The sequence below is a fragment of the Halomonas sp. HAL1 genome (assembly GCF_030544485.1).
GTDB classification, from domain to species: Bacteria; Pseudomonadota; Gammaproteobacteria; order Pseudomonadales; family Halomonadaceae; genus Vreelandella; species Vreelandella arctica.
Window position 1 is genome coordinate 123,502 of record NZ_CP130611.1, and the last position, 21,527, is coordinate 145,028.

22 protein-coding genes and 1 other annotated feature are annotated in these 21,527 nt (G+C 52.1%); of the genes, 16 read left to right on the forward strand and 6 right to left on the reverse strand.

What is annotated here, in order from left to right; all coding sequences use genetic code 11:
• Positions 1-21 precede the first annotated feature (21 nt).
• The 8 genes from Q3Y66_RS20550 (at position 22) to Q3Y66_RS20585 (ending at position 7,044) form a co-directional block, all read left to right on the forward strand.
• A complete protein-coding gene (locus Q3Y66_RS20550) occupies positions 22-837 on the forward strand; it encodes a DsbC family protein (RefSeq protein WP_008958309.1) in 816 nt (271 codons plus the stop codon).
• Positions 838-1,286: 449 nt separating this feature from the next.
• Complete coding sequence (locus Q3Y66_RS20555; RefSeq protein WP_008958307.1) at positions 1,287-1,733, forward strand: hypothetical protein; 447 nt, start codon at positions 1,287-1,289, stop codon at positions 1,731-1,733.
• A gap of 8 nt (positions 1,734-1,741) precedes the next feature.
• Complete coding sequence (locus Q3Y66_RS20560) at positions 1,742-2,110, forward strand: hypothetical protein (RefSeq protein WP_008958306.1); 369 nt, start codon at positions 1,742-1,744, stop codon at positions 2,108-2,110.
• Positions 2,111-2,544: 434 nt separating this feature from the next.
• Complete coding sequence (locus tag Q3Y66_RS20565) at positions 2,545-3,486, forward strand: recombination-associated protein RdgC (RefSeq protein WP_083832252.1); 942 nt, start codon at positions 2,545-2,547, stop codon at positions 3,484-3,486.
• Between the two features lie 195 nt (positions 3,487-3,681).
• Complete coding sequence (locus tag Q3Y66_RS20570; RefSeq protein WP_035557937.1) at positions 3,682-4,458, forward strand: ParA family protein; 777 nt, start codon at positions 3,682-3,684, stop codon at positions 4,456-4,458.
• A gap of 1 nt (position 4,459) precedes the next feature.
• Positions 4,460-5,629, forward strand: a complete 1,170-nt coding sequence (locus Q3Y66_RS20575; protein ID WP_008958303.1) for a ParB/RepB/Spo0J family partition protein — start codon at positions 4,460-4,462, stop codon at positions 5,627-5,629.
• Positions 5,630-5,634: 5 nt separating this feature from the next.
• The gene (locus Q3Y66_RS20580) at positions 5,635-5,916 is read left to right on the forward strand and encodes a helix-turn-helix domain-containing protein (RefSeq protein ID WP_008958302.1); all 282 of its coding nucleotides are present in this window, start codon (positions 5,635-5,637) and stop codon (positions 5,914-5,916) included.
• Positions 5,917-6,003: 87 nt separating this feature from the next.
• Positions 6,004-7,044 (forward strand): hypothetical protein, encoded by a 1,041-nt coding sequence (locus Q3Y66_RS20585; protein WP_008958301.1) that lies wholly within the window; start codon positions 6,004-6,006, stop codon positions 7,042-7,044.
• An 82-nt stretch (positions 7,045-7,126) separates the two neighbouring features.
• On the opposite strand, the gene Q3Y66_RS20590 is transcribed toward Q3Y66_RS20585, so the two are convergent.
• The 4 genes from Q3Y66_RS20590 to Q3Y66_RS20605 are packed head-to-tail and all read right to left on the reverse strand — an operon-like array spanning position 7,127 to position 9,491.
• Positions 7,127-7,858 carry a hypothetical protein gene (locus tag Q3Y66_RS20590; RefSeq protein ID WP_008958300.1) on the reverse strand — a complete coding sequence of 244 codons (732 nt, stop codon included), beginning with the start codon at positions 7,856-7,858 and terminating at the stop codon, positions 7,127-7,129.
• Positions 7,851-8,222, reverse strand: coding sequence for a hypothetical protein (locus tag Q3Y66_RS20595; protein ID WP_008958299.1), 372 nt, complete (start codon positions 8,220-8,222; stop codon positions 7,851-7,853). Before Q3Y66_RS20595 ends, Q3Y66_RS20590 begins: the two co-directional genes overlap by 8 nt.
• Complete coding sequence (locus tag Q3Y66_RS20600; RefSeq protein WP_008958298.1) at positions 8,219-9,175, reverse strand: tyrosine-type recombinase/integrase; 957 nt, start codon at positions 9,173-9,175, stop codon at positions 8,219-8,221. Before Q3Y66_RS20600 ends, Q3Y66_RS20595 begins: the two co-directional genes overlap by 4 nt.
• Complete coding sequence (locus Q3Y66_RS20605; protein ID WP_008958297.1) at positions 9,168-9,491, reverse strand: hypothetical protein; 324 nt, start codon at positions 9,489-9,491, stop codon at positions 9,168-9,170. The genes Q3Y66_RS20600 and Q3Y66_RS20605 overlap by 8 nt, the downstream gene beginning before the upstream one ends.
• A gap of 763 nt (positions 9,492-10,254) precedes the next feature.
• Here Q3Y66_RS20605 and Q3Y66_RS20610 point away from each other — a divergent pair.
• A complete protein-coding gene (locus Q3Y66_RS20610; RefSeq protein ID WP_008958295.1) occupies positions 10,255-10,611 on the forward strand; it encodes a histone-like nucleoid-structuring protein, MvaT/MvaU family in 357 nt (118 codons plus the stop codon).
• Between the two features lie 33 nt (positions 10,612-10,644).
• Positions 10,645-11,676 (forward strand): hypothetical protein, encoded by a 1,032-nt coding sequence (locus Q3Y66_RS20615; RefSeq protein WP_008958294.1) that lies wholly within the window; start codon positions 10,645-10,647, stop codon positions 11,674-11,676.
• Positions 11,677-11,725: 49 nt separating this feature from the next.
• On the opposite strand, the gene Q3Y66_RS20620 is transcribed toward Q3Y66_RS20615, so the two are convergent.
• A protein-coding gene (locus tag Q3Y66_RS20620) for an IS3 family transposase (protein ID WP_085942805.1) occupies positions 11,726-12,942 on the reverse strand; the annotation gives its coding sequence in 2 pieces (ribosomal slippage) (positions 11,726-12,654 and positions 12,654-12,942; 1,218 coding nt in all).
• Positions 12,551-12,667, reverse strand: a sequence feature (AL1L pseudoknot). (Overlaps the previous gene by 117 nt.)
• Positions 12,943-14,135: 1,193 nt before the next feature.
• On the reverse strand, positions 14,136-14,693 hold the full coding sequence (locus Q3Y66_RS20625; RefSeq protein WP_202945546.1) for a JAB domain-containing protein: 558 nt from the start codon (positions 14,691-14,693) through the stop codon (positions 14,136-14,138).
• A 134-nt stretch (positions 14,694-14,827) separates the two neighbouring features.
• Between Q3Y66_RS20625 and Q3Y66_RS20630 the strand changes: the two genes are divergently transcribed.
• The 6 genes from Q3Y66_RS20630 to Q3Y66_RS20655 all read left to right on the forward strand — a co-directional run bounded on the left by Q3Y66_RS20630 (position 14,828) and on the right by Q3Y66_RS20655 (position 21,463).
• Positions 14,828-15,730 carry an ArdC family protein gene (locus tag Q3Y66_RS20630; RefSeq protein WP_008958290.1) on the forward strand — a complete coding sequence of 301 codons (903 nt, stop codon included), beginning with the start codon at positions 14,828-14,830 and terminating at the stop codon, positions 15,728-15,730.
• 430 nt (positions 15,731-16,160) lie between these two features.
• Positions 16,161-17,528, forward strand: a complete 1,368-nt coding sequence (gene ltrA, locus Q3Y66_RS20635) for a group II intron reverse transcriptase/maturase (RefSeq protein WP_008958288.1) — start codon at positions 16,161-16,163, stop codon at positions 17,526-17,528.
• 410 nt (positions 17,529-17,938) lie between these two features.
• The gene (locus tag Q3Y66_RS20640; RefSeq protein ID WP_008957381.1) at positions 17,939-18,967 is read left to right on the forward strand and encodes a DNA-binding protein; all 1,029 of its coding nucleotides are present in this window, start codon (positions 17,939-17,941) and stop codon (positions 18,965-18,967) included.
• Between the two features lie 17 nt (positions 18,968-18,984).
• The gene (locus Q3Y66_RS20645; RefSeq protein WP_008957382.1) at positions 18,985-20,076 is read left to right on the forward strand and encodes an endonuclease/exonuclease/phosphatase family protein; all 1,092 of its coding nucleotides are present in this window, start codon (positions 18,985-18,987) and stop codon (positions 20,074-20,076) included.
• 90 nt (positions 20,077-20,166) lie between these two features.
• A complete protein-coding gene (locus Q3Y66_RS20650) occupies positions 20,167-20,658 on the forward strand; it encodes a hypothetical protein (protein WP_008957383.1) in 492 nt (163 codons plus the stop codon).
• 127 nt (positions 20,659-20,785) lie between these two features.
• Positions 20,786-21,463 carry a hypothetical protein gene (locus Q3Y66_RS20655; RefSeq protein ID WP_008957384.1) on the forward strand — a complete coding sequence of 226 codons (678 nt, stop codon included), beginning with the start codon at positions 20,786-20,788 and terminating at the stop codon, positions 21,461-21,463.
• Positions 21,464-21,527 lie beyond the last annotated feature (64 nt).

The window sequence follows — 21,527 nt, forward strand, 5'->3', positions numbered from 1 at the left end:
CTTTGCTCAAGGAGCTTATAGATGAAACACCTTACTTTGATCGCCTCCGCTGTTGCAGTCGCCTCCGCTCTTATCGCTGGGACAGCCATTGCCAATGACGACGATACCGGCGCTAGCATAGAGCTTCCGAAGGCCGTGGCTGACCTGGGCATTCCAGGCTCCAAAGTCGACAAGACGTTCGATACCGGGCTGGACGGTATCAATGGTTGGGTCATTAGTGTCGAGAACGACACTAATGTGATCTATACCACTGAGGACGGTAAGCATGCGTTTATCGGTATGATCCTAGGTGAGGGTGGTGAAAACCTGACGCAGGCTCACATGGAGCAGCACATGGAGAATAGCCCGCTGGCCAGCATGCCGAATCGAGCAGGTGCTCAGGACAACGGGTTTGAGAAAGAGGAAGAGGCCGCAGCACTCGCTCAAATTGAGGAAAGTGCCGCCTACGTTGAAGAAGGAACAGGCGACAAGGTTCTCTATGTTGTCTTCGATACGCAATGCGGTTACTGCCAGCAGATGTATCAAACGTCCAGAGCACTCTTGGATGAAGTGACATTCCGCTGGATTCCAGTGGGCTTCATGGGAGAGGGCTCACTCCACCAGGCCGCACAAATTATTGACGCGGAGAACCCCGCTGAAGTGCTGGCCACTATAGAAAGAGGCGGCAGTGTTTCCGAATCCCCCAGTACCGAAGCTATGAACATCGTGAGCGAGAACAGCAACCTGATCCAGCAGTTGGGAATCCGCTCCACACCGAATACGATCTACAAGGATGAAAACGGTGAAGCCCGCATCGTCCGCGGCGCCCTTCGTGCAGCTGAAATCCGCAACCTGTAACCTCCCGCACCTTGAAGAAATGCGCCCTGTCTACCCTAGAGGGAGCCGGGGCGCCCAGCTAGAGGGCACCCCATGTCTCTACAAGATCAACGCACTGCCAACATTGCGCGGCGAGCGCTTGAAGGAATGTTTCCACAGTTCGCCGTGAACCGCCTATTCCCACGTCAACCGCTCAAGGTAGGCCGCGGCACACGGGAGAAAACTGTTTACCCCTTTCGCTGGCTACACCGCCCCCTGACGCTTGAACAGACACGCTGGATCGCTAACCGGTCAGTTGACTACTGGATGCGGTGGTTCATCGCTTTTGGCGTGTCCCTTTTCCTCTCTGTCAAACTAGGCCCTCCCTACGGGGCTTTTCTTCATTTTGGTTTTACGCTACTTGCTGCCTGGACCTTAATAGGTGTGGCCGTAGCTGTTGGAAGGAATAGGAAGACTCCGAGGATTGATGCATGACACAAAGCAACGAACATTGGTTAGCCTCGTTGGGGCGGGTACTGACCGGGCGACGTAAGCAGTCGGTGGAGGCTAACCGAATTGATCCAAGTGATCCAGCCATCACGAAGATGACGATTTCTCTGGCCCTGGATCTTCTTAATGAGGATCGATCGCATGAACGTTTCTCGCCGAGAGATCGCGTCTCATGGAAGTGGGGCATGAAGAACAAGAGTGTGCCACTAGCCAGGCAAACCGCTGTTGTTCTAAAGGTCCGACAAGATCCCATCACCGATAGTACCCAGTCACCATCATCAACTTATTACGAAGAGCCCTTGGATGTGCTTGTAGGTATGTATACCCACGAGGGCATATTCAGAGAGCTATGGATAGATGGGCGTCGTCTTTGCTTGCTGACCGATCAACGCTTAAACAGCCCTAATGATGGCTCTTATGGGGCGTAGGGTGAAGAATGATTGATGCTAAGGGCGCCGCAGAAGGCCCGAAAATGTTCGATGAAATACTGACCATTGTGGCTAAGGAGCAGCTTGGCTTGGATGGGAGCTACACAGTCTATGCGGTCGAAACGGAACAGATTGATGAGATCAACCTCGAGAAAGTGAAAGGCCTGGAAGACATCCATCTTCATTGCTTCACCGTAAAACTCCCCCCTGGCTTGGCTAGGGTTAGCCTTGCCCCTCGCGACGGTAATCAATGGCGTATGGATGAGGCAGTTCATGGGGTAGTGGATTATGGCCATGCAGCTCGAGAAACCCTGAGCGCCAGCCATGGTGGCAACGATCGCCGAATATACATCCCCTCCGTCAGTGGAAAACACTGAATGCATGGGCTTGCCTAAAGAGATATAATTCATCGTCTGGTATAGATACAATATGAATAGATATGACAGCCGACTGGACCAGCTGAATGAGCTTCCCCTCACCAAAGAAGATAAACACTTCATACTTCACTGCCTTCGTGAAGGAGGTGTGGTTGATTATCCACCCGTACTCGCGGCATACCAGGCGTGCTGGCACAATGCGGCCGAATCAGCCACTGTTCCGCAAAGAGATAACGTGGGGAGGAGGGCAGCTAACACCTTTCTGCGAGAGGCTTTGGGTGTTGAAGCACTTGGCCATCCCAGGTAACTGGCCATCAGTCCGCCAGCGGTATCTAGGGTAGGGGAGGAGGAGTTATACCGTTATCTTTTGCTTACCTTCTATTAGGTGGCATCTTTCCCCCTACCTAAAAGCATGAAACCACAGGGGCCTCATCATGTTCGACAATGCATTGTTATACCGCGCTCATAGCTCATTTCCTGAGTCAGAAGAAATGACCAACCTCATTCAAAAGCACCTTTTCCGAGGTTGTGCTCCCACTGAGGCCAGAAGGGTAGGGTGGGCGGCGGTTTGTGGTGAAGTATTAACATACTCCCTCCAGTCTCAATATCTCATTCTTCGCTTTCGCCGGCAGGAGCGTTTGCTCCCGGCTGCTGCGGTAAAAGAACTGGTGGAGGAGAGGGCGGCTGAAATGGAGAAGGCCTCAGGTAGCCCACTGCGTCAAGCGGAGAAAAAGCTACTCAAAGAGCAAGTCTACGAAGAGCTACTACCCACCGCACTGAAGCGCACCGGGCATTTCCTTGTGGCTATCGACATCAAGCGGAACTGGATTCTCGTTGACGCAGCAAGCCGAAAGAAAGCCGAAGAGGCTCTTGACCTGCTGCGTCTCACGCTGGGGTCGCTCAAGGTCACGCCACTAGCTACTCGCGATCGGCCCACAGCTTTGATGACCCGCTGGCTGGCTACCCCATCTGAGCGTGCTCAAGGCTGGATGCTTGGCGAGTCTTGCCAGCTCGAATCCCCTTCTGGTGACGATGGTGTAATTAAGGTTTCAGCGGTCGATCTCGATAGCGACGAGATACAGCAGCACCTTGATGGTGGCCGCATCTGTTCAGCGCTCTCGATTGCTCGGAAAGGCCAGCTGGCGATGCAGCTTCTGGATGATCTAGCCCTAAAGAAGATCAAATTCGATGACGCACTGCTTGAGCAGGCTGACTCGGGTGATGATGAAGCATCAAAGTTTGATACGGATGCTCATATTCACATCCCAGCTCTTGCGGCCGTTGCTGAGGAGCTGATAACCCTTCTGGGGGGTGAAGTTGTCCCTACGCTAGAGGATGCCACTGAAAAAGCTGTTCAGGCATCTAAAGCAGCCTGAAACCTACCCATTTCCTGCGTTTGGCTTGGCTCTGTCCAGGCCTTTTTTATGCGCTAGATAGCGCGGTTTATACTATTTGCCGTATCAGTTTATGTGGATTATCATGTTTCGCATGCGTAACTTGGCAAGGATCGCCACCGTTTGCACAAGGACATTCTCAACCTGTCTTTTTCCAGGTCGGCTACCGGGAACACCATGACCAAAATAATCAGTTTCTCCAATCAGAAAGGCGGGGTCGGAAAATCGACCATTTGCCTTCAAACAGTCTTCTACCTCGTGGAGGCGGGCTATCGCGTACTAGCAGTTGATTTCGACCCGCAAGGCAACACCTCTAGCCGGTTGAGTCAGAGCGATGAGGCAACCTATACAGGCACTCCATCAGTCAGGCTGTTCGATGAGAACATGCATGAAATCAAACCGATGAAGTGCGTGCGGGGAATGGATCTAATTTGGACCACCAAGAACGATCCAGAGCTATCCGAGATTGAGTCCCTACCGCTGAACTGTGTGGTCAACCCGATCACAAACCTGAAGGCCAGCGGCATATTGGACAATTACGATTATGTGCTGGTCGACTGCCCCCCTAGTCTGGGCCGTAAGCTGGTAGCTGCACTCACGATGTCCACCCATGTCATTTGTCCTGTGCAAGTGAGTGGTTTCGCACTGGATGGCGTAGAGGGTCTGCTGAACACGATCATAAGCGTTCAGGAGGAACTGAATCCCGAGTTGGAAAATACCGGCATGGTGATCAATAACCTCAAGCGCGGCTTCGAGGAGGACATGATCACACGAGATGAGCTTCGCAAGGCAGTGCCGGATCTGGTCTACAAATCTGAGATTGGCGTTCGCGGCCAACTCGACGTGGCCAATCTCAACGGCGTACCCGTTTGGAGCATTAAAAAGACATCGGCACGAGAGGCTGGTAAAGAGATCCGTGCAGTTATCGAAGAACTCATGGAAAAGGTGGGCTGACATGGCATTAGGACAACTAGACAACCTACAGAGCCTTTCACGCCGCTCTAAAGGCGCCAAGGAAGTATTGGTGCTGGATACAGCTGATGTGGTGCCGAAAAATGGCCAAGTTCGAGAGAAATTCGGCGGTATTGATGAGTTAGCCGACTCAATTAAGTCGCATGGCCAGGAACAGCCGATTATCGTATCTCCTAAGGATGCCAGCGGTAAGTATCGGATTCAGAAAGGTGAGCGTCGTTGGCGTGCATGTAAACAGGCTGGTGTGCCGGTTGAGGCGATCGTCAATAAAAAGGACCAGGGCGAGCTGGACGAGACAGCTGGCGAGCTGATTGAAAACATTCAGCGGGAAAACCTGACTCCGATGGAAATCGCCAAGGGGATTCAGAAATTCATTGACGCTAAGTGGAAGGCCGTCGATGTGGCTAAGCGCCTGGGCAAGTCGCGTGGTTATATCTCACAGCACCTATCGCTACTCAAGCTCCCCGAATGCGTACAGAAGCTCTACGAAGAAGATGTCACGGCTGACCCCGAATCGTTGAATTCGCTAAGGCAGATTTATCAAATTGCGCCAGAGAAGGCTGAACGCATTTGCGAAAAGGCCTTGGTAGACGGAATCAGCCGGAAAGCCTGCCGTGAGCTGCTGAAACAGGCGAAGGATGGCACTCTGGCTGAAGACCCTGAAACAGCTCCCATGGAGCCTCAGGTGCCAGCGCCAGCTCTAGGGACGCATGATGACCAACCACCACTGAGCAGATTCGACTCAACCCCCTCTGCTGGAAACTCTGGCATGGGAGACACTGCTGATGATGGCCAACCCGCAATGCCGCCTCAGATTTCCGAGAAAGAGGACTCCTCTCTTGGTAAGGGGGATGTTGCACAGGAAGAGTCACCGACACCTAAACCGGCCACTAATACTGAGCAACCCCAGCCCAAGAAGGTGGCTGGCGCCGAACTTGATACACCAGCGCCAGTAATGGCAAAGGAGCCCACCCGGGCTCGTATCGTGGTAGGCGTCACCGTGAAGGGCACACTACGTAGCGGCTTGCTACAGACTGATCGTATCGATCGCGAGCCTGGTTATTGCTGGGTTCGGCTAGATAATGATGAAAAAGACACACTGAGGGTAAGAGTCTCTGACGTTCAGCTACTTGGTGTCGAGGGTGAGGACTGACCTCTATGCCGAGCCTATCGCGTGACACACAGCGAAAATACGACATCATCCGTGCTATTGACCACATGGATCGCCCAAGCCTTCAGGACATCTCTGAAGCTACGGGCATCCCGGCTGGCACGGTTAAACGGCAGCTGACTTCGATCCGAGAGGAGTTTAAGGTAAAAATCCTCTTTATTCGTGACCCTAGCTCACCTGAAGGTGCAATGGGCTATTACGCACTCGAAGGCTGGGGAATCTTGGACCCAAACTCCTTTCGAGTGCATTTTGGAGACAGCACTTCCTAGCCAACTCACACCCGGGGAGCATATAGCTCCCCGAATTTTTTCAAACCAGCCCCACCTTCTGTGCCAGTCAACACGGAGTCATCAGCAGTGACTGAACCCGATAACCCCCCACTGAATCTCATCAAGCAACCTGCTTCAATTGGTCATGAAGACGTAGTTAAAGAGCTTGCTACCTTGAAGATCGAGCTGGATAGATACGCACGTAAGACAATTGGGCAACCGTTGCTTAATGACATAGGGGACAATGATCGTGGAACCTGCGCACTACACCCTGATTCATTAATGGCAGTGCTGATACCCTTTTTGAACTGGGAAGACCAGAATGGGCAGGCTTATCGAGCCTTTGTAGATCCGAAACATGTCGTTGGGACAAACATCAAAGGGCATCCTGAGAACGTGCCACCAGAGGAGGTGGTGAATAGGATCGAGCGCTACGCGACCTACTTTGGCTCAAGGGATAACGCCTTATATGTCTGGTACAAGCCACTTGGGCTATTCATTGCTCATGAGGGAAAACACAGGGTCGCATTTATGCGATCGCATGATCAGCCGGCTATAGCAGCGTGGGTTCAGGAAGCTGGTTATCCGGCCCCATCTCGAATTACGATAATTGAGCCCAGCGATGATCGTGACGAATGGTTAGCAATGCTCGATGGTCGCTACATCCAGGTACTGCGGCGTCCGAACCTTGCCCGGAAAATACTTGATGCTTACGGCGTATCGACAGCGAGGTGGCAGAATATAGATCATCTACCTGATGAAAAGATGGTGCGATTGGCGATTTACGAGCGCCGGCTTCATCGACCAGCCAGAACGCGTAAGGAAATCGATAGAACACTTGATCTGCAGGCTCTTCTCGCTCGAATGGCCAAGGACAGTCAGGAGCAGTATTTTCATTGTCATGAACTCGGCCCATATCGCCTTGACTGGAAGCGCAATATTTTAGCGGTCGCTTGTCTGCTAATTGCTGGCGGTCTGTTCGTGATGTTCAATCATGAATGGGTGATCAGAGCAGGTATTGGCCTACTAGGCGTAGCCACAGGCATGATATTGAGTCATGAGGTACTGAGGTTCAAAGGGCCAAAAAAGCTGAGAAACCCTAACACCCTAGATAGGAGCCATCTGTAAGTACACGCCTCGGCCAGATTAGACTCCTAAGAAGCACCTTGCACGAATAGTCAGCGAGCTGGCCACAGGCCTGAGTTGGCTACTATGATTCCTCTATGGCTGCCATCAATCCTGCCCAGGTACTATACAGCGCGTTTTCATAACTTTCGTCATCAAGGCTGCGTGCCAGCACGTCACTGGCGACAAGATCCAACTGCCTCTGAAGAGTTGCCACTGGAATAACCATCTCCGTGGTTTCCCATAGCTTCGGCTGTGAGCTGCGAGAATCAACTCGATAGCGGGACCAGTGCGGTGTAGCCTCCACCGAGCTGATAGTCTCAACTAATTGTGTCAAGCAATCAGGTGGATCTTGTTCACCAGCCAGCTTCGCTGCCCTTTTCAGACTTCGCATAATCTGCCGTAGGTTATGCTCATCATATAGCGAGCCGCGAACCCGACTTGGTATCTTAATAGCCTGCCCAGGCGACGTGATCTGATTCCGGTTTTCAATAATTTCAAGACACCAATTTAGTAGCCTTTTTAGAATCAACTCCGCAGCGTGTCGCTGGAGATAAAAGGCTGGCAAACCTATTTCATCGAAGCTGCCTCGCGCACGCCCTTGCTCAACGAGCAATGTGGCTGCAGTAAGATAGGCACCCTCATATGATGGCTGGCGCCAAAAGCCACCCAAGCGAGCGATGCCATTCTCGAAATCACTTTCTATTAGGCTAGGATTCTTTCCGCCAACGAAAACACCTTGAGGATCGGTTGCAGGGTGACGGGAATAAAGAGGTCCAGTGCTCCATTTGACGCTCTCTCCTTGGTCGCTAGTCATTTACTGTCCTTTCCTGATGAATAAGGCAGTAGTCGCCCCGCAAGGCCACCCAGCGATCTGGTGTCGCTACAAGATGGCCACCATGGACTGGGTTCCGGCATTGGCGACCCTTTGTTGTCAGCTCAGCACACTGAGCCATATACCCGGCTGCTTGCCAGGAAAGGTAGTCTCCGCGAGTAATACCATAGACACTGGCAAAAGCCGCTGCCGGATCGCACAAGAACATCTCTAGCTGACTTGGCGTTAGCGTCACGGATATTTTTCCAGCAGGGCCATCGTGGCTGGCGCTGAACGTTATGCCACTGTCGGTCAGGCGTTGGATGACACCAATGACATGTGGTGAAGCGCTGTTCTGTTGTGTCATATCCCTTTCATCGCCTCCTCCAGCCGCCTTTCCGCACTTCGGTCATAGCGTTGTGTGGTGACTAGGTTGGTATGGCCTAGAGCGTATTGCACGGTGAGAACGTCGACACCTCGATCCAGCATGTTCGTAGCGAAGGTGCGGCGAAAGTCGTGCGGCGCGCACTCCTTTATGCCCGCCTGAGCAGCCCTTTCTTTTATGATGAAGTACACAGCCTGGTCAGTAATACGAAGATCAGTAATCACACCATGTCGGCGCACTCTAGGGAACAGAGGCCCGACATCCCGCCCCAACCGGGTTTGCCATGCCATGGCTTTCAGGAACGTTTCATTGGGCAGAAAGACGAGGCGTTCCTTGTTACCTTTGCCCAAAATCCTTATCGATTGCCGGCCGCGGTCAATCATCTCGATGTCTATGGATACACTCTCTGATCGACGCAGCCCCGTGTTGACCAGTAAGTGGAGTAACACGGCATCTCGTTCCCCTTTAGGGGTCTCGTCTGTTTCGCATGCGGAACAAAGGGCTTGGATAGCTACATCATCAAGGTGTACGCCCTTTGGCAACCTCGAGCCTCTGACAGACTTGAGATCGCTGATCTGATGATGGCTCTCACTGTCCATGCGACCCGCAACCCAAGCCTCACGCGCCACACCTTTCATCGCAGACAATGCGGTATTGATGGTCGATGGAGCCTTGCCCAGCTCACTCATCATCTCGATGATTGAGCGCACATGTTCGCGGCGGATCAGATGCCACGGACAATTCTTAATGTCATGACCACCGCTAAGGTAGGCAACTTGCTGGAGGTGCGATCGCATCGTAACGCGGCTACGGCGGGAACCAAGCCCCATAAGGTACGAGAGAGCGGGGTTTCCTTTGGCCTCTGTCAAAGTATTCGATGCTTCAGCAAGGCCCCCAGTGACGTTAGAAGGAATCATCGCTAGTGAATCAGCCATTCCCGGGGCTCCCTTCTAAGCCGGCGATGTGTTGCTGCAAATAATCAGCCTGGCCTGCAGAGCACACAACAATATCGAGCAAATCCCCACCTTCATGCATCACCTCGTGAAAATCTGATGCACCTGGCGACGACTCGACGTAGACTCGCTTGCGGCGCAGCCCGCCCGGGAGCGTTAAGCTCAAGTGCTCAAGAACTGCATCGGCGTCCTCTAGGACGCCAACAATATCGCCCGTATCACGGACGATGGCCATGAAGTCGTTGGTAGTGATGACCGCATATCCTGCGCGGGGTGGCATAATCAAGTGATCAAACATCCAATTGCTCCCTTGTGGTTGTGATTTTTCCCCTGGTCAGGGCTGGTGCCTGGCTTCAGACTGGGCGGCGTGCTGGCACCAATAAGTGAAGGCTTCTTCCTGGTGATCGGTACATGGTGAGAATCCCTTGAACTCCCCGGCTTCTACATGCAACCCAACGAATCGGCCGCCAGAATCCCTGCAGAAGATCCGGCGCTTGTCGAGACCTCCTAAATCAGCTGCGATGCTATTGACGACCCTCTGAGCATCGTTGGTAACCGATCGTGGGCCATCCTCGTCTATGATCAGTACGAGGGTGTCGGAGACGACCGCAATTTTGTAGATTGCCTTCCAAGTCATTCAGCACAGCCTTATTCATGTGACTCTGATACAGCCTACTCGGGTTCACTGCCCTTCTCTACTTTCTTAAATAACTATTTTAATAAGTAGAGACTCTAAGCGCCAGCACTACGGCAATTTATAGCTTGGACATACGATCACTCAAAATCGTAAAATACCAGCCTAAGCTATTGTTTTAAAAAAATAATCAAGGCAAAAAAGCCATTTTCAACAAGCCTGTACGCAAAATCTAGGCTTTTGGCAGGGTCATTCCCCTTGGATTTTGCGAAACAAGGGTGCTTTTTTGGGGGAAAGCACCTCTCAGGAGAAAAATTTTTTACGTTAGCTTATCGGCCACTGCCAACAGACGCATATCGTTGACATACAGTCTCGTTAGCTACAAAATGTGCTTTGCACACTTTTACATTGCCTTGTTTGGAAACACATGTCTATATTGCGTGAATACCAACAGTTGCAGGAGCAATCGAAGTCTCTTCGTGAACAACTAATATCGCTTGAGCGTCGAGAAGATTTCAAGCGTGAAAGTGCTTTTTTTAATCGTTTAAAATCCTTAATGGTTGATTATAATAAATCTGCTTTGGACGTTGTTAAATTGATTAACGCCGAAGAAGGCATATGCGAGTCTCCGGCTCGACGTAAAAAGCGAAAGATAAAGGTATACCGCAATCCTTATGATTGGGAGATTGTCGAAACAAGAGGCGGCAATCATAAAACCCTGAGGGCATGGAAGGATCAGCACGGTGCCGAGGTTGTTGATTCTTGGCTTGTCGAAGAGAAATAGCAGGTTATTACTGCAGGCTGACAGAGGTTAGATATGGCCAGCGATAGCAATAAAGACAAGGACATACAAGCTGTTTCGGTGAATAAGCCGCCTCAGCTTGACCTATTCAGCCTGAGCGATAGCCGGGACAGAAATTATAGCAATAGCATCGATATTTACGATGCATTGCCTAAATATTCTCTTGAGAAGCGTCGTCGATTCACAGACCTGAACAGCGCTGTAAGAGAGCGCGAATGCCGTATTGGCGACCGAGTTATAAAGGTTAAAGTTAAACCAGCTATTATCGAGAATAGCAAAGGTAAACATGAGCTAGTTTACCCTGGTGAGCGTGAAGAGATTATAGAAGACGCTTTAAGAAAACTGGCGGTTAATGGCGGAAGCGTCATGATCGACGGTAAAGTCGGTGTGCTTTTTACTTTCTACGAGTTGCGTGCTGAGTTACGCCGAAATAAACATGAGTTCAAACTCAGCGAGATAAAAGAGGCGATTCTTGTTTGCCGTGGCGCGCAGCTTGAAACGGTCACAAATGATAATGAAACTGTTATTTCTTCAAGCTTTTTTCCTATGGTCGGCCTAACCACGCGAAAAGATATTCAGATGCGCGAAGGCGATACTAAATGCTACGTACAGTTTAACCCTTTAGTAACTGAGAGTATTCTTAAACAAACTTTCCGTCTATATGACTATAGCACTTCGATGTCGATTAAGAGTCCTCTTGCCCGGTACATGCATAAGCGAATGAGCCACTACTGGAGCCAGGCATCAGCCAACGATCCTTATACCCCTCGTCTCATTCCATACCTGTCAGGCAGCCCTCGCGGCCTTTCTGATCGCATGGGCAGTAATGTGCGCGCTATGAAAATTGCCCTTGACGTACTCGTTGAGCATGAGGTTATTGCTAGTTATAAAGCTAAGAGAATAACGGAAGGGAAAAAACTTGTTGATATTTACTACACAATTTTTCCAACAGATAAATTTGTCAAAACAGTTAAAAGAGCTAATTACAAAAGTAACTCAATACGGTTAAAGAAAGACTTACATACTATTAGCGAAACAACTCTTTAAAATGATATTCTGAACCGCCCCGGTTATTCCGGAGACAGGTTTGTTTGAGTCAGGCAGCTTCACCCGACTCCTCCAATTGACGATAATACGTCCTTTCTCGTTCTGCTGGTGGAACGTTTCCGATGGGTTCCAGCAGTCGGCGATTGTTAAACCAGTCAACCCATCCCAGCGTGGCATACTCAACGGCATCTCGCCCTTTCCATGGTCCACGATGGTGAATCACCTCCGTTTTGAATAAGCCGATGATGGTCTCGGCCAGCGCATTGTCGTAGGAGTCACCGGTGGTGCCGACTGAGGCATCGATACCCTCATCAGCCATACGCTCTGTGTAGCGGATCGAGAGATATTGGCTTCCTCTATCACTATGGTGGATTAACCCTTGCCTGTGCTTTCGTGCCCACAGGGCTTGCTCCAGAGCGTCCAGTACCAATCCCGTTTTCATCGACGTTGCTACACGCCAACCCACGATACAGCGTGCATAAACATCGATAACGAACGCAACGTAAACGAAGCCAGACCAGGTAGCGACATAGGTAAAATCGGCCACCCAAAGCTGATTAGGACGCATGGCCGTAAAGTCACGTTTCACTAAATCAGGTGCCCGTTTCTGGCCGGGATCACTGATGGTCGTGAAGGGGCGTTGGCCTCGCACCACGCCGCGAATTCCTAGGCGGCGCATGAGCCGTTCTACAGTGCAACGAGCAACATTAACGCCTTCACGGCGGAGTTGCCGCCAGACCTTACGGGCACCGTAGACGCAGAAGTTTTCTTCCCACACTCGCTGAATCTCAGCGGTAAGAAACGCATCCTGCCGATATCGATCTGCCCGCCGCTCAGGATCAGTCTCAAGTGCCTTGTGGTGGTAATACGTCGATGGGGCGATTGGCAGCTGGCTACAAATCGACTCGACCCCGAACTGAGCACGATGCTCGTCGATAAATGACACCATCAATTGGGTTTGCGGTCGAGCTCCGCCTGAGCGAAAAAAGCAGCCGCCTTGCGGAGAATTTCATTAGCGCGCTTCAATTCGACGTTTTCACGCTCTAGCTGCTTGAGTCGTTCATTTTCAGGCAGGTTAGCCGAGCTATCTTCCTGCGTGAGTTCTGAGCGTTTGCACCAGGCTCTTAAGGTCTCTGGTGTACAGCCAAACTTGCTGGCAATGGAGCAGATCGCCGCCCACTTGGACGGGTATTCGCCTTGCTGTTCAAGGACTAATCGAACAGCTCGCTCTCGGACTTCTGGGGAATATCGTTTTGGTGAGTTCATAACTCCATCCTCTCAAGATATGGAGTCTCCGGTAAAGCCGGGGCGGTTCATTCCCTTGTTTACTCTTTGCGAGTTCTGGTGCATTGAATGCATGTAGATCGCATTTACAGCGTAGGGGGGATATTGCACACATGGGTGACTCGTCGCCCCATCAAGCCCTCAGCCAGTGTGGATCGCAACACTGGGGCCGTGCTGTAGGAAATATTGAGGCACGACAGTATCAGTTCTCATAGCAAGCCAAGCGCGAGTCATCGTTAGGGGGAATGTTGCACAGATGACCGCCGCCAAACCTCCTCGATCACACCGCCCAATGAGCGTGGCCAACACCCAGTCACTCTTATAACGCCCTCTTACAGTAGGCATTTAAGTGTGGAGTTCGTAGCGTGAACGTAGGTGGGAACGTTGCACCAACAGTCGCCATGACAGGTCTCTAAAGCTCGGCCAGTGTGCTAAAAGCATCTTTCCTTCCCTGGCTGGGGGTCGTTGATCTGTAACAATCTGATGACAGAGAAGCCAAGCCACTGAATTGAGCAGCTTCAAATGGTAACGGTATAAAAGTGCTCAGATAGTAGCCAACGTATCCACATTTGCTGTGGGTAAGCCTGTGGAAAAGGAGCATTCTATAGGTGGGAATGTTGCACGGTTTCGGTGGGGATACTGCACAGGTTATTTTCTGACCAGCGATTTGGTCCCTGATAGGAGGTGGGGATGTTGCACATTTGGAGCCAATCGAATCGAATTGGTCCTGTCAACCTATCATTCTTAAATCTTGCAGGTGGGAATGTTGCACAGATGGTGCCTAAATGAGACAAAATGTGGACAAAAAGACGTTTTCTGTGGACATCAGGAGGATAACTTTGGCCCCTAGGTGGGAATGTTGCACAGCAAGCGGTGGGAATGTTGCATAGCAAACGGTGGGAATGTTGCATCGGTTTTTGAAAGATAATGCATACTTTTCAGTGGTTTGATGCTTCTTTACTCGCTCGTAACCCTGTTTTAACCCAGCCTTAACCCTTTAACCTTTTTATATTAACCAGCCTTTTCTTACACCCCCAAGCAACCGAGTTTCTTTGTGGGCCATTAGAAGAGCAGTATCAACATCACAGCAGGTTTATCAATTAAAGGATAGCCCATAAAAAAGCCTCACCAGCTGGAATGCTGGTGAGGCCATGAAAACGGCATAACCGTTGAAGTTATATCAGCCCCCTCTCTGCAAAGCTGACATGCTCGGTGCCAGCCACAATAATGTGGTCTATCACCTTTACGTCGATCACATCCAAAGCCTCTTGTAGCTTCTTCGTAATCTGACGATCGGCATCACTCTCTTGAGGACTACCGCTAGGATGGTTGTGACACAACAATACGGCGGAAGCATTTGTTTCAATCGCACTTCTAACCACTTCCCTAGGATAGACAGCCGCCTTATCCACGGTGCCCCTAAAAAGCTCCTCATGCTTGATGACTTGATGTTGCGAGTTCAGCCACGTCACAGAGAACACTTCGTAAGGCAGTTCCGCATACTTGAGCGTCAGATAATCAACCGCTATCCAAGGAGCCGTTATCTTTGCACCCTCACTCTCAAGCTGACCATAGAACCGTGCTTCGATGATGTTCAGTGCCTCTGAGATAACAGCATCTTCACGCTCTTTACGCTGCTCTGCGGTCTCTACGGTTCCCTTTCCAGGGAAACTATAAACTTTGGCCGCCTCACTAACTGCGAACATATCCAACTGGTTGGTGTGCTTCATCATTCTCTCCTCTCTCATTCCCGCTGCCGGGTCTCGATTAGAGTTAGGGGAAGCACTGACCCCCCACCGGCTGTCACCTAGCGCCCTATCCCTTCTTGAGACCTGCACTACTGCAGGAATGAGAGAGGAGATAGATCATGAGCAAACGTGCAATCGATGGTATCCGCGAAGCACTCATACAAGGCTTGATGGAAGGCACAGCCCCCTGGCAGAAGCCTTGGAAACCAGGCGACAAAGATGTGAGCCAGCCCTATAACGCCTCTTCAGGGCGTTCTTACACTGGCTGGTCAAATATCATCAGTCTCTGGATTGCTTCAGATAAAAACGGCTACACCAGCCCTGCCTGGGTGACTTTCAAGCAAGCGAAGGATCTCGGCACTCACCCCCGCAAAGGCGAAAAGGGCACTCCCGTGGAATTTTGGAAATTCCACAAAAAGCGCGAGAAGAAGGAGAACGGCACAACGGAGGAGAAAATCATCCCCGTGAACCGTATCTTTTATGTGTTTAACGAGGAGCAGCTGGCGGACCCATTGACAGAGGCTGCAAAGCCACCTGTCTTAGAAGCTCAACCTGAGCCCGTGCAGTTCGTTACACGGCTGATTGAAGCATCGGGCATCCCTTTAAGCTGGGGCGGTGACAAGGCCTACTACAGGCCCTCTACGGATGGCATACGCCTACCCCGCCCTGAACAGTTCCATGAGGTTAGTGAAATTGCGGCCACCGGCCTGCATGAGCTGATCCATGCTACTGGTGCTCCCTTGCGCCTGAACCGGGACAAGAGCGATCGCGCTCGAGAGGAAGTAGTGGCAGAAGCTGGTGCCTGGCTTGCAGCCATGCGCTTTGGTCTCCCTGCTACCCCCGAAAACTCGGCGTCCTACCTCACTGGATGGGCTTCACGGCTCAAAGGTGACCAGGCCAAAGAGATCGACCGTGCTCTGGCTGATGCGCAGAAGGCGGTTAACTTCATCGAGCAAATGGCACAACAGTGCGGTTTGATCGACGGAGAAGAAGACTCAACTGCAGCAACCGCGGCAGCTTGATTTTTTTCTTTACCATTCAACAGCCTCCCCCTCGGGAGGCTTTTTTTGTGCGCCCGGCACGGGCGCACTCCTGGAGGTGCAAGTCCTCCCGTAAGCTGGCCACAGCGAACGAAGCGAAGCGCAACTGCGGAAGGGTGACCAACCGTGGGAAGGAAGCGTGGAGCGTAAACCGCGAGCCGATGAACAAGAACCGGATAGGAGGCGCTGCCAAGCAGGGCGAGCGGGCAAGAAGCCGCGAAGCTCTTGTGGCCAAGGCGACGTAGCGTATATCCGGCGGTTGTGCGGTGAAGGAGTGTGTTCTTACCCGGGGAGATCTCGCCTTATGCCTGAAAGGGCAACGTGACCCCACGGAGCGAGAAGTCAGCAGAGGCCGTAGTAGCTCCTCGTTTTTTTGGAGCAAAGGGCCGAACGAGAAGGAGCGTCAAACGTCTTGTCGATGAGATCAGTAACGCATCAGATGCCCGCGACTGCGGGGCGGGAGAAGGCATGCCAAGGTGAAGCCTTGTCGTCCTGCTCCAGCGATGAAACTGGCCTCCCGCGACAAGTGCCGGAGGACGCAGGGCAAGGTCTGCTTGAGCGGGCCTTCGCAAGAGAGAACATGCTACGTGCATGGAAGCGCGTGCGTGCCAACAAGGGAGCAGCAGGCATCGATGGTCTGGATATTGCTCAGACCGCCGAGCACCTAAGGTGGGCCTGGCCCGATATTCGACAGCAGCTTCTTGCAAGTCGATATTATCCTCAGCCTGTCCGCCGAGTGGCTATTCCGAAGCCAGATGGAAGCGAACGAGAACTGGGGATACCCACCGTGACTGACCGTCTTATCCAACAGGCACTGCTGCAAGTTCTACAACCGCTGATCGATCCCACTTTTAGCGAGCACAGCTACGGCTTCCGTCCGGGCCGCCGTGCCCATGATGCCGTACTAGCTGCTCAGAGCTTCGCCCAACAGGGTTACCACACCGTTGTCGATGTTGACTTGTCTCGATTCTTTGACCGAGTCAATCATGACATCCTGATAGACCGCCTGAGGAAACGCATCCAGGATAATCGTGTTATCCATCTGGTTCGTGCGTATTTGAATGCGGGAATAATGGAGGGAGGGGTGGTCATTTATCGGCATGAGGGGACACCGCAGGGTGGCCCATTATCGCCGCTACTGGCCAATATCCTGCTGGATGAGGTGGATCGCACACTGGAACGTCGCGGCCACCACTTTGCTCGCTATGCCGACGACTGCAACGTTTACGTGCGTAGTCAGAAAGCAGGGGAGCGAGTCATGGCTTTGCTACGTCGCTGTTACAGTAAGCTGCGCTTGACGATCAATGAGTCCAAAAGTGCGGTCACCAGCGTGTTTGGTCGCAAGTTCCTGGGCTACGCCCTATGGGAAGCTAAGGGTGGAGATGTCCGACGTGGTATATCAGCAAAAGCGTTGGGGGCATTTAAACAGCGGATTAGGCAACTGACACGCCGAAATGGCGGACGCAGTATCTCACAGGTCGTCGCCTATCTACGACGCTACCTTTTAGGCTGGCAAGGCTACTTTAAGCTGTCGCAAACACCTCGTATCTGGCGGTCGCTGGACGGGTGGATACGACGACGGTTAAGAGCTTTGCACCTTAAGCAATGGCGTCGGGGTAAGACGATTTATCGTGAGCTGATGCGTCTTGGCGCTACGCCGAGGGTAGCACAATCGGTGGCGGCGTTGAGTCGTCGCTGGTGGCACAACAGTCTGTCGGGAGTCCATCATGTATTAACGGTGGCCTACTTTGATCGGCTGGGCGTGCCCCGTCTCTCATAACCTCAACTTCTCGAACCGCCCGGTGCGGACCCGCATGCCGGGTGGTGTGGCAGGGGACCGGTCAGCCATGCTGACCGCCCCTATGCCGATTGTGTTTAGTCACTGCGGTGGGGATGTTGCACCGTAGCCGTATCTACGAATAGAGCTGAAATCAAAAACACCATACCTCGGTAAATATAGCGGTGGGAATGTTGCACCGATCCCGCAACAGCCATGGCTTTCAACATTGGCACGATCTTTCCCAATAGATTTCCTGCACTGTTTGCATTCTTAGGTGGGAATGTTGCACAGCAGATCATCTAGTAGGCTGCGCTAGCATTATTTTTAGTGTTAGCGAAGCTGTTGACTATATTGTATGTATTGTATGTATAATACATACATACAATACATACACTAGGAGATAGCCCGGTATGACTATTAAGCCGGAAATACGGCAACGCATCATTGATGCTGCCGAGAAGCTGGTATCCGAAGGCATCGACAGGCCCACCAATGAACAGGTCCGCGAATGCCTGGGTGGTGGCTCCCTGTCCCATATTTCCCCGGTCATGCGTGAGTGGCGCAATAGCCTAAAAGACAATGCCATCGCAGTGCGAGAAATGCCGATTGAGATCCGCACTGTCTTGGAACGGGTTGGAGCTGAACTATGGCGCTCCGCTAGCCAGCACGCTGATGAAGAAGTCGAGAAGATACGCGCAGAGTCCGAACAGCGCGAGAAAGCTGCCAATGAAGAGCGAGATGAGGCGCTACGCGAGATTGAGCGACTAGAGGCCAGCATCGCAACCTTGCGTGAACACGGCCATCAGGATGGGCAGCGCATTGAGCAGCAGACGGAGGAGATCCATACGCTTGTGACGGAGAATGCCACCGCAAGGCAGCGGGCAGCGGATGCTATGGGGCGAGTTACCGATTTACAAGACCAGCTCACCCGCCAGAATCAGCAATTGGAAACCATGCGTGTTGAAGCGCAACGGCAACAAACGTTGGTCGACAACTTGCGAGACGAGAAAGCCGATAGCAGCGCCCGGTTGGCCACAATTGAAAGCGAGCTTAAAGCCGCTACACGGGAACTGGAAACCTCCAGTAAACGTGAATTGCAGCTCCAGAAAACGCTCGATGCCGTCAACGAAGACCTCTCTTCTCTTCAGCAGGAACATGCCAGCCTACGTGCGGAGAATGCCTCAGTTGTGAGTCGCAACGGTGAGCTGCAGGAGGAGAACGCAACACTTCGTACCGATCTCGATAATATCAAGACATCTGCCAGCGAAGCCCGTAGCGAGTTGAAGGCGGCGACAAAGCGGATTGAGGAGTTGGCAAGCATCCAGAAAGAGCACTCAGAAACCCGGACACAGCTGGCAATCGCTTTATCTCGCGAAGAGGATCTGCGCAAGCAGTTAGCTGACCATCAGAAACGGCTAAAACCAAACAAAAAAGACTAGGGATCAAAGGTGGAGTGATGATTTACAGAACAGCCAGGTTACTGTCCGGGTTCATGCTGGCAATGGCGCCAGCCGTGGCCACTGCTGATATGATCATAGGCAGCTGGAACGTGCGCCAGCTTGGCTGGGAAAATGGCAAAGACATCAAAAAGCTTGCCCACATCATTCAGTCGATGGATCTAATTGCCATACAGGAACTAATGAGTGATGACGCCTTAGGAGAGTTGGTCAATCAGCTTGAGACAATGACCGGCGAACCATGGGAATCAATGGCGAGCCATTCCCTTGGCAAGGGAAAGCGGTATCGAGAGCATTATGGTTTCGTCTGGCGTGAGTCGGAGGTCGAGTATGCCCAGGGCGCAGTTGTGTTTCTGGATCATGATGACGTTTTTGCCCGGGAACCCTTTTCGGCTGTTTTCCGCGATGTGGAAACAGGGCTTGAGCTGGCGCTAGCCAATTTACATGTTGTCTATGGAGATTCAGTCGCCGATCGCGTGCAAGAGGTCGAGGCTCTGGGTGACTATTGGGAATGGCTTGAGGAGGTCTACCCCAGCACACCTCGGATGATAGCAGGTGATTTCAATCTGGAACCGGGTCATGAGGCATGGGGAGAGCTTCGAGCTGCTGGCGCTTTACCAGCGTTGGAGCGAGTGGCCACCACACTAGCCCACGAGACCGGCGTGTTCCGCAGTCTCTATGATAATTTCTGGTATGAGAGCGCCAGCTTACCTGTGACTGACCTGGGGATGATCCCCTTCCCCAGTGTGTTTGGTATGGAGCACGATGTTGCTCGCTCAGAGGTGTCAGACCACGCCCCGGTTTTTATGGCCCTGGATGACGCCGAACTGAAGCTTATTGCATGGCCAAGCGCCAGCACCTCCCCTATCGATGTTGGCCAGCTCGCTCCAGGTTGTATCGACTTGAATAAAAGCCCGGTAACAGCCCTTGAGGGATTGCCACATATTGGCCCAGCCAGGGCAGGCCTGATAGAAGATAATCGCCCCTGGGGCTCGGTTGCCCAGCTAACGGACATTGATGGGCTGGGGCACACCAGGGTGGCTGATATTAACGATAGCGGGCTTCTATGCCCTTTGGGCGAGAGCATTTGATAGTGGCGCCCTTCCCCCTATATGCCAAGCGTCACCATGGCCCCTAACTCCCTCTGAGACCTGCAATTCCGCAGGAATGAGGAGAAGCCCATGACTACGCAAACAGCCAGACTCAATGAAGCCCATTGGAATGACATTATGGCGCTAATTGAACGCGGTAAATCTGATATTGCGGAGTACCTTCCGTATGCGGAGAAGGATGGATATACACCTGATGAGGTTAAAAACCTAGAGCGGCTGCTCAATGGTGAAGCGTCGTCGTTGTTGTCTAAACAACTGGCTGGAGTCGGAGTGGTATCCAGCGAAGCACTTTCAGTCCGTACTTACACCGCGTTTTGCCATGAGCTAAATGGTACTGGGACAACATGGATAGGCACATTAGAGGTGCCTATTCAGGACTACCGGGAAGATGAGCAGCAGGAAGCTGCGTATCAAGCTCGGTGTGCTTGTGCCCGAGACTGGGGTAGGTATATCGATTCCAAAAGCGAGCCCCCCCGGGAAGATATATGTGAGATCGTCTGCATGGGCCTTGTTGAAGGTGATGTGACGATCGCGATGTGGGATGGCGCCCACCTCGATTAACGTTTCCTCCCAGAGCACCATTCTTATCGGGATGGTGCTCTTTTCACCAAGCTAGGCCACCCAGCGTCACCCCTGCCCCTACCTCACCTTGAGACCTGCTTACCGCAGGAATGAGAGGAGAGAGCCAATGAAAACCATCAAAGCTGTATTGCACCGTAACGCCAACTTTGACTCAGCCTGGCTACAGTTGCCGAAGCCGATCGTTAAGGGCTTGGGGATTGATAATGCCTTGTCCCGCCAGAATCGCACGGATGATCAATTCATCTACCTCAGGGAGCGCCCTGATACGAAACGGGTTGAGCGTGCGCTTGAGGAAAAGCTGGTGGAGTTATCGATTAGTGAGCAAGTACATGAGGATGATGATTGGCTAGAACCACTGGCACATTATCGTCCTGAATTACTAAGCGATAGCGTTGAGTACCTGGAGGATAAGCTGATTGAGCTGCCGATGGCAGAGCAGTTGGACGCTGAGACCATTTGCTCATTCGCAGAATACCTACGGACTCGAACCCAACGCTACTGTAATGTCATGCTCCCTGAGCATGAATGGGTCTCGAACGACCTGGAATTCAAGGATGGCGCAAGTGAAGCGTATGCCCTCAGTCAGAGTGCATCTTTCTCCAACAGGGTGAGCTTGATGACTGAATCCCGCAGGGGGAACTGCGAAGGGTATGTTTGCACTGCCTATCTAACGAGATTCCTACCGCAAGGTGGTCTCGTGGCAGTGCCCTTGGTGAGCGGGAAATTCTGGAGCTGGGATGAAGCTGACCGGCTATCCAGAATGTTCCAGGACTGGTGCCGTTGAGCTGTACCGGATCGCATGATCTTTCAAGCCCCAACACCTAGCGGTGGAGGGGCTTTCACAATCT

Bases quoted from the DNA above. Each gene is read 5' to 3' on its own strand.
- Q3Y66_RS20580 (WP_008958302.1), top strand. From the start codon at position 5,635: ATGCCGAGCCTATCGCGTGACACACAGCGAAAATACGACATCATCCGT.
- Q3Y66_RS20550 (WP_008958309.1), top strand. From the start codon at position 22: ATGAAACACCTTACTTTGATCGCCTCCGCTGTTGCAGTCGCCTCCGCT.
- Q3Y66_RS20605 (WP_008958297.1), bottom strand. From the start codon at position 9,491: ATGTTTGATCACTTGATTATGCCACCCCGCGCAGGATATGCGGTCATC.
- Q3Y66_RS20645 (WP_008957382.1), top strand. From the start codon at position 18,985: ATGATTTACAGAACAGCCAGGTTACTGTCCGGGTTCATGCTGGCAATG.
- Q3Y66_RS20590 (WP_008958300.1), bottom strand. From the start codon at position 7,858: ATGACTAGCGACCAAGGAGAGAGCGTCAAATGGAGCACTGGACCTCTT.
- Q3Y66_RS20630 (WP_008958290.1), top strand. From the start codon at position 14,828: ATGAGCAAACGTGCAATCGATGGTATCCGCGAAGCACTCATACAAGGC.
- Q3Y66_RS20555 (WP_008958307.1), top strand. From the start codon at position 1,287: ATGACACAAAGCAACGAACATTGGTTAGCCTCGTTGGGGCGGGTACTG.
- Q3Y66_RS20560 (WP_008958306.1), top strand. From the start codon at position 1,742: ATGATTGATGCTAAGGGCGCCGCAGAAGGCCCGAAAATGTTCGATGAA.
- Q3Y66_RS20655 (WP_008957384.1), top strand. From the start codon at position 20,786: ATGAAAACCATCAAAGCTGTATTGCACCGTAACGCCAACTTTGACTCA.
- Q3Y66_RS20615 (WP_008958294.1), top strand. From the start codon at position 10,645: ATGGCCAGCGATAGCAATAAAGACAAGGACATACAAGCTGTTTCGGTG.
- Q3Y66_RS20570 (WP_035557937.1), top strand. From the start codon at position 3,682: ATGACCAAAATAATCAGTTTCTCCAATCAGAAAGGCGGGGTCGGAAAA.
- Q3Y66_RS20640 (WP_008957381.1), top strand. From the start codon at position 17,939: ATGACTATTAAGCCGGAAATACGGCAACGCATCATTGATGCTGCCGAG.
- Q3Y66_RS20650 (WP_008957383.1), top strand. From the start codon at position 20,167: ATGACTACGCAAACAGCCAGACTCAATGAAGCCCATTGGAATGACATT.
- Q3Y66_RS20565 (WP_083832252.1), top strand. From the start codon at position 2,545: ATGTTCGACAATGCATTGTTATACCGCGCTCATAGCTCATTTCCTGAG.
- Q3Y66_RS20610 (WP_008958295.1), top strand. From the start codon at position 10,255: ATGTCTATATTGCGTGAATACCAACAGTTGCAGGAGCAATCGAAGTCT.
- Q3Y66_RS20575 (WP_008958303.1), top strand. From the start codon at position 4,460: ATGGCATTAGGACAACTAGACAACCTACAGAGCCTTTCACGCCGCTCT.
- Q3Y66_RS20600 (WP_008958298.1), bottom strand. From the start codon at position 9,175: ATGGCTGATTCACTAGCGATGATTCCTTCTAACGTCACTGGGGGCCTT.
- Q3Y66_RS20595 (WP_008958299.1), bottom strand. From the start codon at position 8,222: ATGACACAACAGAACAGCGCTTCACCACATGTCATTGGTGTCATCCAA.
- Q3Y66_RS20625 (WP_202945546.1), bottom strand. From the start codon at position 14,693: ATGATGAAGCACACCAACCAGTTGGATATGTTCGCAGTTAGTGAGGCG.